Origin of the sequence: Mesorhizobium sp. WSM3860 (assembly GCF_002294995.1) — a bacterium.
Classification (GTDB): Bacteria; Pseudomonadota; Alphaproteobacteria; order Rhizobiales; family Rhizobiaceae; genus Mesorhizobium.
In genome coordinates, this window is the sequence record NZ_NSGF01000004.1 from 264,571 (window position 1) to 279,796 (window position 15,226).

Sequence of the window (15,226 nt, forward strand, 5' to 3'; positions counted from 1 at the left end):
TCAGGGCACCGACAAGACGTAGCGCAAGGCCTCGACGCTCGCCATATCCAGGCGAGATCTGAAAAGGAACAAACATGACGATAGCGAAGGAAACGGCCTCACTTCTGGAGAAACTGGGCGTCGCCAAGGATACGCTTTCCAGCGGCGACCTCATCGTGCGCAGCCCGGTGACGGGCGAGCAGATCGCGGCACTGAAGTCGATCTCGGCCGTCGATGCCGGCAAGGCCATCGATGCCGCGCACAGGGCCTTCCAGGCTTGGCGGCTGGTGCCGGGGCCGAAGCGGGGCGAGCTGGTGCGCCTGCTCGGCGAGGAGTTGCGGGCGCACAAGGCGGAGCTCGGCCGGCTGGTGTCGATCGAGGTCGGCAAGATCCCGTCCGAGGGTCTCGGCGAAGTGCAGGAGATGATCGACATCTGCGATTTCGCGGTCGGTCTTTCCCGCCAGCTCTACGGCCTGACCATCGCCACCGAGCGCCCTGGACACCGCATGATGGAAACCTGGCATCCGCTCGGCGTCGTCGGCGTGATCTCGGCCTTCAACTTCCCCGTCGCGGTGTGGTCGTGGAACGCGGCACTTGCACTCGTGTGCGGTGACGCAGTGGTGTGGAAGCCGTCGGAAAAGACGCCGCTGACGGCGCTTGCCTGCGAGGCGATCTTCAAGCGCGCCGCCAGGCGCTTCGGCGCAGATGCGCCGGAAGGCCTGCTCCAGGTGCTGATCGGCGACCGCGCCGTCGGCGAGGTGCTGGTCGACCATCCGAAGGTCCCGCTGGTCTCGGCCACGGGCTCGACCCGCATGGGCCGCGAGGTCGGTCCGCGGCTGGCCAAGCGTTTTGCACGCGCGGTGCTTGAGCTCGGCGGCAACAATGCCGGCATCGTCTGCCCGACCGCCGATCTCGACATGGCGCTGCGGGCCATTGCCTTCGGCGCCATGGGCACCGCCGGCCAGCGCTGCACGACGCTCAGGCGCCTGTTCGTGCATGAGAGCGTCTATGACGCACTGCTACCGCGCCTGAAGAAGGCCTATCAGAGCGTTTCGGTCGGCAATCCGCTGGAGACCTCGGCGCTGGTCGGTCCGCTGATCGACAGGGCCGCCTTCGACAATATGCAGAAGGCGCTGAAGGAAGCGGAAGCGCATGGCGGCAAGGTGACCGGCGGCACGCGGTTCGAGAACGGCCACCCCGATGCCTACTATGTGCATCCGGCGCTGGTCGAAATGCCGAAGCAGGTGTCGCCGGTGACGGAAGAGACCTTCGCGCCGATCCTCTATGTGATGAAATATTCCGATTTCGACGAGGCGCTGGACCTGCACAATGCGGTCGGCGCCGGCCTGTCGTCCTCGATCTTCACCCGCGACCTGCAGGAATCGGAGCGCTTTCTCGGCGTCGACGGTTCGGACTGCGGCATCGCCAATGTCAATATCGGCACGTCGGGCGCCGAGATCGGCGGCGCGTTCGGCGGCGAGAAGGAAACCGGCGGCGGCCGCGAGAGCGGCTCGGACGCCTGGAAGGCCTATATGCGGCGCGCCACCAACACGGTGAACTTCTCCAAGGCCCTGCCCTTGGCGCAAGGCGTGTCGTTCGACATCGACTGAGGACATGCGGCGGTTCACCGGGTCACGGAAACGGCAAACCGCCCTATCTCTTCGCTTTGACGCAATTTCCGGACGGAATACCGTTCCGACTTTCCTGGAATTGCTCTGACGCGTCATGGTCGAAGCGGCTCAACGGCGCGTCTCTTTGCGCGCCGTCTCGGCAAGCTCGGAGCAGGCGCCGCGGCGCTCAGCCTTCGCCCGCGCCGGAAAAACACGCCTCGAAGGCTGCGTCGACGACGGCGAGCTTGGCTGCTTGAACGGCCATGTATTCGTCGAAGAACTGCCGCGAGACCCACATGACGGAATGTCCGCGCTGGCCGACCCAACCGATGCTGCCGAGCGCCTCGGCGTCGCGGAGCTTGCGAGCCAGATGCGTGCGCGACAGCTTCAGCCAATGCGCGAATTCGCTGATCGAAATGACGCTGGTCGGAATCTTCTTGAGGTTGGCGTCCTCCGGATCGATACCCGACATCAGCCAATCCATGACGATGCCGCCATTGTTCAGCCAGATGAACAACGAGAAGGTTTGCTCGGGTTCCCGCACCGGAATGGACGCGAGCAATCCGTCGCAGATTAATGGCTGCAGCTTGGCCAGCATATGGGGGTGTTCGAGGAAAGTGGTCAGCCGGGCTCCGCCATCGATGCGGTCGAGCGTTCGCAAATGGGCGTGGATCCAGCCGGTGAAGGTCTCGATGGTGGCCGCGGTCACCCGCAAGGGATGAGCGCGGCCATCGCCACGCGACGAAATATATTCGGCGACGTTGTAATGGAGCATTTCCTTGACGAACGCTTCGGCGGTGTTGCGGCTGGCGACTGAATTACGGCGCACGACCTCGATGAAACGCGCTAGGGTCATTTCGGTGCGGCGGTCATTGGGGTTGCGCCTGAAATGCAGCGCAAGCCCGACATGGCCGAGCAGCCAGCGCTGCTGGGTGGCAAAAACGGCGGCAAGGCGCGGGCTGGTTTCGTAGATATGGATGAGCGCGCGCGACTGCTCCTGGACACCGCGCAGAGCTGCCGGATGACTGGCGATTTCTTCGGCGCTCAGCGGCATTCCTGCGGCACTCCATTCGATTCCAAGCAACGACCAATGAAGATTTCCCAGCCTTCGATGGTCGTGTCCAGTTGCCCATTGGAACAGCGGCGATGTTTCGGTGCGTTTCTTGCTAACCCTTCGCATCGATTCGAAAAACCCGCCCCGATCGATCGGTTTTGCGTTCGACGGGCGACCTCTTCGCCGAATCGGCGAAGGAGCATCGAGCCTTGGCTTCGTGACGTGGCCAGGTCGGCAATGTCCAAAACCGGTCTTTGCAACCTGCTGGCGGGGACCTATCGTAGCGGCTTGAAATCCGTTGCCTCAGGCCGCCGCCGAGTGAAGCCATGCCGAGAACGATCCGGACGCTGACCGCCAGCGAGGTGGAAACGCTCGTCGAGTGGGCGGCGGGGGAGGGCTGGAATCCGGGCATCGACGATGCCGCCGCGCTCAGGGCCGCCGATCCGGAAGGGTTCATCGGCGCTTTCGTCGGCGAGATGGTGGCCGGCATCTCGGCCGTCGCCTATGGCGCCGAGTTCGCCTTCATCGGCCTCTATATCTGCCGACCCGACCGGCGCGGCGCGGGCCATGGCAAGGCGGTCTGGGATGCCGGCATGGCTCGGCTCGGCGACCGCATCGTTGGTCTCGACGGCGTGGCAGAGCAGCGGGCCAACTACCAGCGCAAAGGCTTCGTGCCAGCCTATGAGACTGTGCGCTTCAGCGGCCGTCCGGCCGGACTGACCGGCGGCAGCGATATCCGGCCCGTTGCGGCCGCCGCCACAGCCGAGATCCTGGCCTATGACCGCCAGTGCTTCCCGTCGCCGCGCGAGGCCTTCCTGCGGGAATGGCTTCGGCCGCCCCGGATCGCACTGATGTCCACCGGCTCGACCGGCCTTGCCGGCTACGGCCTGGTGCGCCGATGCCGCGAAGGCTGCAAGGTCGGTCCGCTGTTCGCGGACGACATGGACACAGCCCTGTCTTTGATCGCGGAACTGGCGGTCAGGACGGCGGGCGAAGGACTGCATATCGGCGTGCCGGCCACCCAGATCGGCTTCACCGCCGTGCTTCAGGCTGTCGGCATGGTCCCCGGTTTCACGACGACCCGCATGTACCGGGGCGGCAAACCAGGCAATGCGCCGTCCAAGGTTTTCGGCATCACGACGCTGGAGCTGGGGTGATCGCGAAGCGGATGGCTTCGGTCCTGTGATCATTAATTGTCCGGCGTGGCGCATGGGAGATGTCTCTTCGACGTGGTTCGGATGCCGGACTGTGTCTCGCCGCAATGATCATCGCACAGCGGAGGTTATCGAATGGCTGGAAGAACTGTCCTGATCGCGGGCGGCGCCGGGGGAATGGGTCTTGCGACGGGACTGCGCCTTGCGGCCGACGGTGAGCGGATCGTGCTGGCCGATCTTCCCGGCGCGAAACTCGACGAGGCCGTATCAAAAATTGCCGCGACCGGTGCGAACGCGATCGGTCTGCCGCTCGATATCCGTTCCGTCGCTGCCTGCCGAGAGGTTGTGGACAAGGCCCGCGAATGGGGAGGCGGCGTAGACATTCTCGTCAACGCCGCCGGCGTCTGGCTCGAGGGAGCGGCAAGCGAGGTCCAGGAAGAGCAATGGGACCTGGTGCTGGACGTCAATCTCAAAGGCGCCTTCTTCCTGATCTCGGCCGCCATTCCGCACCTGTCGGCGGCGCAGGGCGTTATCATCAACATCGCCTCCGATGCGGGCATCGTCGGCAACAACGGCGCGGCCGTCTATTGCGCCTCCAAAGGCGGGCTGGTGCTGCTGACCAAGGCTCTCGCCCTGGAGCTTGCGCCGCACGGCATCAGGGTCAACGCCGTCTGCCCCGGCGACACGGCGACGCCGATGATCGAGTATCAGGCAAGGACCTATGGCGGAGATGACCCGGATGGCTACAAGCGCCGGCTCCTTGGGCACTACCCGCAAGGGGAAAGAGCACGGTTCATCGGCGTGGAAGAGATCGCCTCCTTCATCCACTATCTTTGCCAGCCCGGCTCGGCGCCGATCACCGGGGCGGCGCTTTCGATCGATTTCGGCATCAGCGCCGGATACTGACTCGCGGCATCGGCGTCATCGCCTGGGAGGGTCCATGACCATGTTTCGCAAATCCCGCACGGCGCTGGTGACCGGCGCGGGCGCTGCCGACGGCATCGGCGTCGCCGTGGCACGCGCGCTTGGCGATGCCGGGCTTGCGGTCGCGATCACCGCCTCGTCGCAGCGTGTCGAGCAGCGCGCTGAAGAGCTGCGGGCGGACGGGCTCGACGTCCGCGCGGTGGTGGCCGACCTGACGCGTGCAGCGGATGTCGAGCGGCTCTGCTCGGAGGTCGGCGAGATCGATATCCTCGTCAACAATGCCGGGATGGGAACGGTCGCCCAGCCGGCGCTGCAGCGGCGATTTCTCGATCTGAGCGAGAGCGACTGGGACCGCGGCATCGATGTCAGCCTGAAGACCACATTTCTTGCCACACGCGCATTTCTGGCCGGCATGGTAGAGCGCGGCCATGGACGCGTGGTGAACATGGCCTCGGTCACCGGTCCTTACGTCTCCAACGAAGGCGAGGCCGCTTATTCCGCCGCCAAGGCAGGCATGGTCGGGCTGACGCACGCGCTTGCACTGGAGGTCGGCCGGAGCGGCGTCACCGTGAACGCCGTGGCGCCGGGCTGGATCGCGACGGGCGCCTCGACGCCGGAAGAACTCCTCGCCGCGCAAAACACGCCGCTTGGACGCGCCGGCACACCGCAAGAGGTCGCCGCCGCTGTCCTGTTCCTGGCGTCCGACGGCGGCAGCTATGTCAACGGCACCGTCCTCGTCGTGGATGGCGGCAACATCCTGCAGGAACGCAAGGGCTGACCGCGAAGCTCAACCGTCGGCCGCCGCCATCAGTCGCTACTTGTTCGTGTCCGCCATCGCGTCCGGCACCACCACCAGCTTGCCGACGAAGTCCTTGGCCATGAAGTCGGTCTGGGCGCGGTGGAAGTCCGACAGCTTGTAGACGCCGCCGACCAGCGGGCGGATTTTCTTCTCCTCGATGTAGCGCACGATGCGGCGGAAATCGCCCCTGGTGCCCTGGCTCGAGCCGTGCAACTGAAGCTGCTTCAGATACATGGTGCGCAGGTCCAACTGCACCACCGGCCCAGCGATGGCGCCTGCAGTGGTGTAGCGTCCCTCGGGCCGCAGGATGCGCAGCAGGTCGTTGAAGATGGCGCCGCCGACCAGATCGGCGACCACGTCGATGGGCTGGCCCCCGGTCGCTTCGTTGACGGCGGCCGGCAGGTCGGCCACGCCGCGCGTGATCACCTTCTCGGCGCCGATGTCGAGCACGGCCTGTTCCTTGCCCTTGCCGACCACGGCATAGGGAATGGCGCCGCGCGCCCGCGCCAGTTGAACGATGCCCGAACCGACGCCGCCGGAGGCGCCGGTGACGAGCACCCGTTCACCGGCCTTCAGCGCCGCACGCTCCAGCATCTGCTCGCCGGTGAGATAGGCGCAGCAGAAGGTGGCGAGTTCGACATCGCTCAGATCGGTATCGACAGCATGCGCGTTCTCCGCCGGCAGCGCCTGGTATTCGGCATAGCCGCCGTCGCGGCCATGGCCCATATAGTCGATATCGGCAAGCGAATCGTCGTCACGGTTATAGATGGAGAAGTCGACCATGACGCGTTCGCCGATGCGCTCGGAGGGTACGCCCTCACCCACGGCGACGATGGTGCCCACCGTATCGGTGCCCTGGATGCGCGGAAAGGTCAGCGTGTTGCCCTGCCGGCGCCAGGTCGACACGGCGGCTGGATCCTCCTCGGTGCCATAGGCGCCCTGGCGCACCCAGACATCGGTGTTGTTCATGCCGCAGGCGCTGACCTTGACCAGCACTTCGCCGGCAGCCGGCGATGGCACCTTCACGTCGGTGCGGTAGACGAGTTTTTCCAGGCCGCCGTGGCCGGTGAGCTGCACGGCGGCCATCGTGGCTGGGACGGTGGGATGGGGCTTCATAGATGTTACTTCCAACTGTGCAGGTTGGCGCTGCCCCTCACCCTTAGCCTCTCCCCGTGAAAGACGGGGAGAGGGGTCCGCCAACGCCGGAGCTTGTCCCTTCTCCCCGTCCTTTACGGGGAGAAGGTGCCGGCAGGCGGATGAGGGGCAGCGCCAACGACAAAAAATCAGAGAGCTGCGAGCACGCTGTTCACGGCGTCGGCGGTCTTGGCGACGATGGTGTCGGCCTCCTCGCGCGTCAGGCAAAGCGGCGGCGCGAAGCCGAGGATGTCGCCCTGCGGCATTGCGCGGCCAATGACGCCGCTCGCGGCAAGCGCCGTGGCGATCTGCGGGCCCACTTTGAGCGCCGGATCGAAGAGGACGCGATCGTCGCGATCCTTCACGAACTCTACCGCAGCCAGCATGCCGTCGCCACGCACCTCGCCGACATTTCTGTGGCCACCAACGGCCTTGGCCAGCTCGGCGCGGAAATAAGCGCCGGTCTCGCCGGCATTCCGCACCAGGTCCATCTCGTCGATCAGTTCGAGATTGGCGACGCCCGCGGCGACGCAGATGGGATGCGCCGAATAGGTCCAGCCGTGGCCCAGCGAGCCCAGCTTGTCGGAGCCCTTGACCAGCACCTGCCAGACCTTGTCGGAGACAATGACGCCGGAAAGCGGCGCGTAGGCCGAGGTCAGGCCCTTGGCGATGGTGATCAGGTCCGGCTTGATGCCGTAATGGTCGGAGCCGAACATGGTGCCGAGACGGCCGAAGCCCGTCACCACCTCGTCGGCGACAAGCAGCACATCGTACCTGTTGAGCACGGCCTGGATCTTCTCCCAATAGCCGGCGGGAGGCGGCACGATGCCGCCGGTGCCGAGGATCGGCTCGCCGATGAAGGCCGCGACCGTGTCCGGGCCCTCGGCAAGGATCATCTCCTCCAGCTTGTCGGCGCAATATTGCGAAAACTGCTCCTCGCTCATCGAGCGGTCGGCGCGGCGGAAATAATAGGGGGCCTCGGTGTGCATGATCGGCGCGCGCGGCAGGTCGAAGGCGTTGTGGAACAGCTCGAGCCCGGTCAGCGATCCGGTCATGACGCCGGAGCCGTGATAGCCGCGCCAGCGCGAGATGATCTTCTTTTTCTCCGGCCGGCCGAGAACGTTGTTGTAATACCAGATCAGCTTGATGTTGGTCTCGTTGGCGTCGGAACCCGAGAGGCCGAAATAGACCCTCGACATGCCCTTCGGCGCGCGGTCGATGATCATCTTGGCGAGCGTAATCGAAGCCTCGGTGCCGTGCCCGACATAGGCGTGGTAATAGGCGAGGTTCTTGGCCTGACCGGCAATGGCATCGGCGATCTTCTGGCGGCCATAGCCGACATTGACGCAATAGAGGCCGGCAAAGGCATCGATGCTCTTCTTGCCGGTGTTATCCCAGATCGTTACCCCTTCGCCGCCGGCCATGATGCGAGCCGGGGACTCGCCCCGCGCATGCGTGCCCATATGCGTCGAGGGATGGAAAAAGTGGTCGCGATCCCAGGCCGAAAGTTCGTTTGACTGTTCGAGCATTTTTTTCTCCTTGCAGGGGATTCTTCCGGTGTGCGCTAGGCGACGTCCAGACAAAGGTATTTCAGATCGGTGAAGGCTTCGAGGCCATGGCGCGAGCCTTCGCGGCCGATGCCGGACTGCTTCACGCCGCCGAACGGGATCGGCGCGCCCGTGATCTTCACCCGGTTGATCGCGACCATACCGTATTCCAGCGCACGACCCATTCGCGCCTGCCGCGCCCCGTTCTCGGTCACGACATAGGCGACGAGGCCATATTCGGTAGCATTGGCGCGGGCGATGACTTCCGCTTCGTCGTCGAACGGGGTGACGGCGGCGACCGGGCCGAAGGTTTCCTGATGCATGATGAGTGCCTCCTCCGGCACATCGACAAGCAGCGTCGGCTGGTAGAACAGCGGCCCCGCCGTGTGGCGCTTGCCGCCGGCGAGGCAGCGCGCGCCGCGAGCCAGCGCGTCGGCGACCTGCTCCTCCACCTTCTTGACGGCGCGCTCATGCATAAGCGGGCCGATATCGGCGTCGGGTGAAAGCCCGTTGCCGATGCGCAGCCGCTCGATGCGACGGCCGAAGGCGGCGCAGAAGCGGTCATAGATGTGGCGCTGCACGTAGATGCGGTTAGCGGCAAGACAATCCTGGCCGGAGGTGGCGAATTTGGCGTCGAGCGCGATCGTCACGGCCTTTTCGACATCGGCATCGTCGAAGACGATCAGCGGCGCATGGCCGCCGAGCTCCATGACCAGACGCTTCATCGTCGGCGCGCTCTGCGCGGCAATCAGCCGGCCGACTTCGGTCGAGCCGGTGAAGCTCATGGCGCGCACCCTGGCGTCGGCGCACATCGCGCCGACAATCGTCCGCGCATCGCCGGTGACGACGTTGAAGACGCCGGCCGGCAGGCCGGCGCGCTCGCCGAGCTCGGCCAGGGCCAGCGCCGAGAGCGGCGTTTCGGAGGACGGATGAGCCACCACGGTGCAGCCGGCGGCAAGCGCCGCCGCGGCCTTGCGGGTGAGCATGGCCGACGGAAAATTCCACGGGGTGACGACGCCGACGACACCGAGCGGCTCGCGGCGTAGCGTCATCTGAGCATCCGGCAGATGGCTGGTGACGCTTTCGGCGTTGAGTCGCTTTGCTTCCTCGGCATACCACTCGACGAAGGAGGCGGCGTAGTCGATCTCGCCCAGCGATTCCTTCAGCGGCTTGCCCTGTTCGAGCGTCATCAGCAGCGCCAGGTCGTGCTTGGCGGCGATGATCAGTTCGAACCATTCTCGCAAAATTCTGGAGCGCTCCTGCGGCAGCGCCGAGCGCCAGGCCGGTAGGGCACGCGCTGCGGCGTCGACAGCCTCAGTCGTTTGGCTTGCGCCGAGCGCGGCAACGAAGGCGACCGTGGCGCCGGTGCCCGGATCGGTGACTTCGAAGCTCGCGGCCGAGTCGCCGGCCGTCCAATGGCCGCCGACATAGCCGAGATCGCGCAGCAGCCGGCGATCGGCAAGACGATCCAGTGCTTCGTGGCGGTATGGGCGTGCAAAATGCGCGGACATCGTTTGTCTCCCGGTGCCAAGGCGATGCGGAGAGATTAGCCGCGCGACCGAGACAGAGAGGCTTTTTCGGCAGCCGCTAGGAGAGAGATTGTCTCCCATCGCCCGCAGGGCCAGACGATCTCTCCGGCCTCAGCCTGGCAACAGGTCGGCGACAGGCACCACAGTCTCCTCCTTCACCGTCTTGGTGACGATGTAGGTGAAGTAGCGGTCGATGCCGATCTCGCGTTCCAGCAGGGCGTCGACCAGCCGCTGATAGGCGTCGATGTCGCGCGCCATCACTTTCAGCACATAGTCGACGCCGCCGCCGACCGACCAGCAGGCGACGATCTCGGGTATGTCGCGGATGACCCGCTCGAAACGGTCGAAATCGGCTTGGCGGTGGCTGGCCAACGTCACCTCCATCAGTACGGTCGCCACCGGCGCGATCGCGCGCATGGCGATCGCCGCATGGTAGCCGGAAACGATGCCGGCCTTCTCCAGCTTGCGCAGCCGCATCCAGCAAGGCGTCGGCGACAGGCCGACCTTGTCGGCCAGCGCAAGCTTGGTGATGCGCCCGTCGCGCTGGATGGCGTCGAGGATCTTGAGGTCGATCGGATCGAGTTTCGCTGCCGCCATGCCGGCTCCGCTTTTTGTCCCGGACACCATGACGGTGCATTATTTCGATTGTCAATTGCACTGATTTCGATCTCTAATAAGTCATGACATTATGGCAGCCAGATCCTGCGCTTATCCGCCGCCCGGCCTACCTCTCGCTGGCCGACCAGTTCGCCCGCGCCATCCATGACGGAAAGCTCGCCAATGGCGAGCGACTGCCGACGCACCGGCGGCTTGCCGACGACCTGAAACTTTCGGTCCAGACGGTCAGCCGCGCCTATGAGGAACTGATCCGCCGCGGTCTGATTGCCGGCGAGGTCGGGCGTGGCAGCTTCGTGCAGACCCAGCGCCGCGAGCCGGAGCCGCCCTACCTTCCGGAACGGCTGGGCGAGGTCATCGACCTCTCGATCCTGAAGCCGGTCTGCGAGCCGATGCATCTGGAGAAGCTGAAGCAGGCGTTGGGGTGGCTGGCCGAGAACCTGCCGTCGAGCTCGGCGCTGTCGTTCCGGCCGAACATGGTTTTCCCGCGTCACCGCACGGTGGCGGTCGAATGGCTGAAGCTCTGCGGCCTCGATGCGTCACCGCAGAACATCAGCCTCACCAACGGCGCCACCGCCGGCATGACGGTGGCGCTGATGAGCGTCGCACCGCCCGGCTCGACGGTCGCCACCGAGGCAATCGGCCACCACACGCTGGTGCCGCTCGCCCGCTATCTCGGCTTCAACCTCGAGGGCCTGCCGATCGACGGCAACGGCCTGGTCCCGGAAGCGTTGGACGAGGCCTGCCGTCTCTCCGACATTCGCGCCGTTTTCGTCCAGCCTTCGGTCATCAACCCGACGGCTACCTTGATGGATGCCAGCCGGCGCGAGCAGATCGCCGCGGTCGCGCGCAAGCATGACATCGCCATCATCGAGAACGACGTGCTCGGGCCGCTTGTGGAAGGCCGGCCTCCGGCGGTTGCCGCCTTCGCGCCCGAGCGGACGCTCTACGTCACCTCCTTCACCAAAATCACGGTTCCCGGCCTGCGCATCGGCTATCTCGCCGTGCCCGACCGCTATGTCGCCGCCGTCGCCAACCGCCATCTCGTCTCGAACTGGATGGCGACCCCGATGGTGGCGGAAATCGCGACGCGGTGGGTGAACGACGGCACGGCTTTTGAGCTGGTCAACTGGCAGCGCGGGGCGCTGAGACGCCGGCAGGAAATCGCAGCCGAAATGCTGGCGGGTGTCGACTATCGCTCCCATCGCGATGGGCTGCATCTGTGGCTCGAATTGCCGGGCGACCGCGCCGAGGAGAGCTTCGTTGCGCAGGCGCGCCTGCGCGGCGTGGCGATCGCGCCGGGCACGTCGTTCCGCATCGCCGACACGCCGTGGCATCCGGCTGTGCGCATCTCGCTCGGCTCGACTACCGAAGGGGAACTGCGCGCGGGCTTGAGCGTTGTCGCCAAGCTCCTGCTTGGCGAGCCGGAGCATCTTCTGCTCGCTATCTGAGACACTAAGCGGAGCGCCAATTGCCCTGAAATTGCGCGGTGCTCGAAAAATTGTCATGATATTATTTTCCTAATTGACATGATTTAGCGCGTTTCGCATCGTTAGGGGCATCAGCCGCTTCAGAACGGGGAAACGGATTGCCCGCGCCCATCATCAAGGTCGACGCCATTTCGAAGAGCTTCGGCGCCTTCAAGGTGCTGGACGGCCTGTCGATGCAAGTCATGCCAGGCGAGAAGCTGGCGCTGATCGGCCCATCCGGATCGGGCAAGACGACGATCCTGCGCATCCTGATGACGCTGGAAAAGATCGACGGCGGCCATATCCAAATTGACGGCGAGCAGCTCTATCACATGGAGCGCAATGGTCAGCTGGTGCCGGCCGACGAGCGGCACTTGGCCAAGATGCGCCAGAAGATCGGCATGGTCTTCCAGCTCTTCAATCTGTTCCCGCACAAATGCGTCATGGACAACGTCACGCTGGCGCCAATCCTGACCAAGGGCGTGGCGCGAGCCGCCGCCGAAAAACGGGCGATGGAACTGCTCGACATGGTGGGCCTCGCCGATAAGGCGAAGAGCATGCCGGCACAGCTTTCCGGCGGCCAAAAGCAGCGCGTCGCGATCGCCCGGGCGCTGGCGCTGTCGCCCAAGATCATGCTGTTCGACGAGGTCACCTCGGCGCTCGACCCCGAGCTGGTCGAGGAGGTGCTCAACGTCATGCGCAAGCTCGCCGCCGAAACCGACATGACGATGCTGCTCGTCACTCATGAGATGGGCTTTGCCCACGACTTCGCCGATCGCGTGCTGTTCTTCGATCGCGGCAGGATTGTCGAGGAGGGCAAGCCCGATGACATTTTCCGCCATCCCAAGCAGGAACGCACGCAGGGCTTCCTGAAGAAGATCATCGCGGCCGGACATCGCGTCTGACCGCCATGCCAGGGCGGCGAAGCCGTCCCGAAAGCCAGAAACGGGTGGCAAGGACGCCACCCCGAACCGAGCAAAGCAAGAAGAGAAACAAGGAGTTGGGAACGATGAAGAAACTTGGCATCCTGGCTGGCGTCGCCGGTCTCGCCGTGAGCACCATGCTGCTCGCCTCCGGCGCGCGTTCGGCAGACGACGCAAAGCTCGAGCAGCTCAAGCAGCAGGGCTTCGCCCGCGTCGCCATTGCCAATGAGCCGCCCTACACAGCGGTGGCCGCGGACGGCAAGGTCTCGGGCGCCGCACCCGACGTAGCGCGCGAGATCTTCAAGCGCCTCGGCGTCAACGATATCGTCGCCTCCATCTCCGAATATGGCGCCATGATCCCCGGCCTGCAGGCCGGCCGCTTCGATGTCGTCACCGCCGGCCTGTTCATGAAGCCCGAGCGCTGCGCGGCGGTCGCCTATTCCGAGCCGGTGCTGTGCGATGCCGAAGCGATGCTGGTGAAGAAGGGCAACCCGAAGGGCTTCAAGAGCTATGAGGACGTCGCCAAGGATACGTCGGCCACCATCGGCGCGCCGGGCGGCGGCACCGAAGAGAAGCTGGCGCTCAATGCCGGCGTGCCGCGCGACCGCGTCATCGTCGTGCCGGACGGCCAGAGCGGTCTGAAGATGGTGCAGGACGGCCGCATCGATGCCTATTCGCTGCCGGTTCTGTCGATCAACGACCTCATCAAAAAGGCCAACGATCCGAACCTCGAAGTGATCGCGCCGGTGCAGGGCGCGCCGGTCTATTGCGACGGCGCCGCCTTCAAGAAGGGCGACGAGGCGCTGCGCGATGCCTATGACGTCGAGCTCGCCAAGATGAAGAAGTCCGGCGAGTTCGCCAAGATCATCGAGCCCTACGGCTTCTCCGCCAAGGCGGCGATGTCGACGACGCGCGAGAAGCTCTGCGCGGCGAAGTAGTACTCGTTGCCTTCTCCCCGCTTAAGCGGAGAAGGTGGCCCGAAGGGCCGGATGAGCGGGGGCGCCAGCATTTCAAGGTTAGCGCTGCCCTCATCTGCCTGCCGGCTTTCGTCGCTCGAAAAGCCAAGCAATTGGCTTTTCGTCCGCTGCACGAACCGCCCCTCAACCTCCCGTCAACGGGAGAAGGGGGCTCTCACCGCCGCCTCACGGCAAATTGGAAATTTCGAATTTCATGACCCAGTGGTCCGGCTATCTCGGCCTGATATTGCAGGGAGCGCTTGTCACCATCGAGCTGACGCTGATGGGGTCGGTGCTCGCGCTGGTCATGGCCTTTCTCGCCGGCATGGGACGCGTGTCGCGCTTCTTCATCGTTCGCGCGATTGCCACGACCTATATCGAGTTCTTTCGCGGCACCTCGATCTTCGTGCAGCTGTTCTGGGCCTATTTCGTGCTGCCCTTCGCCGGTCTGTCGCTGACGCCCTTGCAAGCCGGCGTGCTGGCCTTGGGGCTCAATGTCGGGGCCTATGCGGCGGAAGTTGTGCGCGGTGCCATCCTGTCGATCGGCCGTGAGCAATATGAGGCCTGCACGGCCCTCAATCTCGGCCGCTGGCAAGGCATGCGCCACGTCATCCTGCCGCAGGCGCTGCTCATCATGCTGCCGACCTTTGGCAACAACGCGATCGAGCTGCTCAAGGCGACTTCGGTCGTATCGCTGATCTCGCTCGCCGATCTCACCTTCCAGGCGCAGGTGGTGCGCTCGCAGACCGGCAGCACGCTGATGCCCTTCCTCTCCGTTCTCGTCATCTATTTCGTGCTCGCGCTGATCATCTCCTGGGGCGTGCGCTCGCTGGAGCGCCGCATGGCGCGCGGCCTCGACGGAGTGCGTGTGTGATGGAATGGGATTGGAACTTCGTCTGGGAGATCATGCCGACCCTGATCCAGGGGGTGAAGATCACGATCCTGGCGACCGTGCTCGGCTCGGTCCTGGCCGGGATCGTCGGTCTGGCGATCGCGCTGGCGCGGCGCTCGCCGAACCGCAGCGTGTCGCGCAGCGTCGGCTGGTTCGCCGAATTCATCCGTGGCACGCCGCTTCTGGTGCAGCTCTATTTCATCTTCTACGTGCTGCCCGATATCGGCATCCTGCTGCCGCCCTTGGTGGCGGGCGTCATCGGGCTTGGACTGCACTACGGCACATACACGGCCGAGGTCTATCGCGCCGGCATCGACAATGTGCCGCGCGGCCAGTGGGAGGCCGCCAAGGCCTGCAATCTCAACGGCCGCCACACCTGGACGCATGTCATCCTGCCGCAGGCGATCCCGCCGATGATCCCGGCCTTGGCCAACTACTTCATCGCCATGTTCAAGGAGACGCCGCTGCTTTCGGCAATCACGGTGCTGGAGCTGATGAACCAAGCCAAGAGTGTCGCCAATACCTATTACCGCTACATCGAGCCGATGACGCTGGTCGGCGCCTTCTTCCTCGTCATCAGCCTTTGCTCCGTAATGCTCCTGCGCTGGCTGGAGCGTCGTTACGGCAGGATCGAGAGATGA

14 protein-coding genes are annotated in these 15,226 nt (G+C 65.0%); 9 read left to right on the top strand and 5 right to left on the bottom strand.

Annotation, left to right across the window (positions count from 1 at the left end; all coding sequences use genetic code 11):
* Window positions 1-74 precede the first annotated feature (74 nt).
* Window positions 75-1,589, top strand: coding sequence for an aldehyde dehydrogenase family protein (locus CK220_RS10125; protein ID WP_095811386.1), 1,515 nt, complete (start codon window positions 75-77; stop codon window positions 1,587-1,589).
* 187 nt (window positions 1,590-1,776) lie between these two features.
* On the opposite strand, the gene CK220_RS10130 is transcribed toward CK220_RS10125, so the two are convergent.
* A complete protein-coding gene (locus tag CK220_RS10130; RefSeq protein WP_095811387.1) occupies window positions 1,777-2,643 on the bottom strand; it encodes a hypothetical protein in 867 nt (288 codons plus the stop codon).
* A gap of 326 nt (window positions 2,644-2,969) precedes the next feature.
* Here CK220_RS10130 and CK220_RS10135 point away from each other — a divergent pair, with 326 nt between their 5' ends.
* From CK220_RS10135 to CK220_RS10145, 3 genes are all read left to right on the top strand, one after another.
* Window positions 2,970-3,800, top strand: coding sequence for a GNAT family N-acetyltransferase (locus CK220_RS10135; protein WP_095811388.1), 831 nt, complete (start codon window positions 2,970-2,972; stop codon window positions 3,798-3,800).
* A 132-nt stretch (window positions 3,801-3,932) separates the two neighbouring features.
* Window positions 3,933-4,703 carry an SDR family oxidoreductase gene (locus CK220_RS10140; RefSeq protein ID WP_095811389.1) on the top strand — a complete coding sequence of 257 codons (771 nt, stop codon included), beginning with the start codon at window positions 3,933-3,935 and terminating at the stop codon, window positions 4,701-4,703.
* Between the two features lie 34 nt (window positions 4,704-4,737).
* Window positions 4,738-5,499: an SDR family NAD(P)-dependent oxidoreductase gene (locus CK220_RS10145; RefSeq protein WP_095811390.1), complete on the top strand. Its 762-nt coding sequence runs from the start codon at window positions 4,738-4,740 to the stop codon at window positions 5,497-5,499.
* Between the two features lie 36 nt (window positions 5,500-5,535).
* On the opposite strand, the gene CK220_RS10150 is transcribed toward CK220_RS10145, so the two are convergent.
* From CK220_RS10150 to CK220_RS10165, 4 genes are all read right to left on the bottom strand, one after another.
* Window positions 5,536-6,636, bottom strand: coding sequence for an alcohol dehydrogenase family protein (locus CK220_RS10150; RefSeq protein WP_095811391.1), 1,101 nt, complete (start codon window positions 6,634-6,636; stop codon window positions 5,536-5,538).
* Between the two features lie 167 nt (window positions 6,637-6,803).
* Window positions 6,804-8,183: an aspartate aminotransferase family protein gene (locus tag CK220_RS10155; protein ID WP_095811392.1), complete on the bottom strand. Its 1,380-nt coding sequence runs from the start codon at window positions 8,181-8,183 to the stop codon at window positions 6,804-6,806.
* Between the two features lie 35 nt (window positions 8,184-8,218).
* Window positions 8,219-9,712, bottom strand: a complete 1,494-nt coding sequence (locus CK220_RS10160) for an NAD-dependent succinate-semialdehyde dehydrogenase (protein WP_095811393.1) — start codon at window positions 9,710-9,712, stop codon at window positions 8,219-8,221.
* 129 nt (window positions 9,713-9,841) lie between these two features.
* Window positions 9,842-10,327, bottom strand: coding sequence for an Lrp/AsnC family transcriptional regulator (locus tag CK220_RS10165; protein ID WP_095811491.1), 486 nt, complete (start codon window positions 10,325-10,327; stop codon window positions 9,842-9,844).
* An 83-nt stretch (window positions 10,328-10,410) separates the two neighbouring features.
* Between CK220_RS10165 and CK220_RS10170 the strand changes: the two genes are divergently transcribed.
* The 5 genes from CK220_RS10170 (at window position 10,411) to ehuD (ending at window position 15,226) form a co-directional block, all read left to right on the top strand.
* Window positions 10,411-11,796, top strand: a complete 1,386-nt coding sequence (locus CK220_RS10170; RefSeq protein WP_095811394.1) for a PLP-dependent aminotransferase family protein — start codon at window positions 10,411-10,413, stop codon at window positions 11,794-11,796.
* Between the two features lie 137 nt (window positions 11,797-11,933).
* A complete protein-coding gene (gene ehuA, locus CK220_RS10175; protein ID WP_095811395.1) occupies window positions 11,934-12,719 on the top strand; it encodes an ectoine/hydroxyectoine ABC transporter ATP-binding protein EhuA in 786 nt (261 codons plus the stop codon).
* Window positions 12,720-12,823: 104 nt separating this feature from the next.
* On the top strand, window positions 12,824-13,675 hold the full coding sequence (gene ehuB / locus CK220_RS10180) for an ectoine/hydroxyectoine ABC transporter substrate-binding protein EhuB (RefSeq protein WP_067326181.1): 852 nt from the start codon (window positions 12,824-12,826) through the stop codon (window positions 13,673-13,675).
* 232 nt (window positions 13,676-13,907) lie between these two features.
* On the top strand, window positions 13,908-14,567 hold the full coding sequence (gene ehuC / locus CK220_RS10185) for an ectoine/hydroxyectoine ABC transporter permease subunit EhuC (protein WP_095811396.1): 660 nt from the start codon (window positions 13,908-13,910) through the stop codon (window positions 14,565-14,567).
* Window positions 14,567-15,226, top strand: coding sequence for an ectoine/hydroxyectoine ABC transporter permease subunit EhuD (gene ehuD, locus CK220_RS10190; protein WP_095811397.1), 660 nt, complete (start codon window positions 14,567-14,569; stop codon window positions 15,224-15,226). The genes ehuC and ehuD overlap by 1 nt, the downstream gene beginning before the upstream one ends.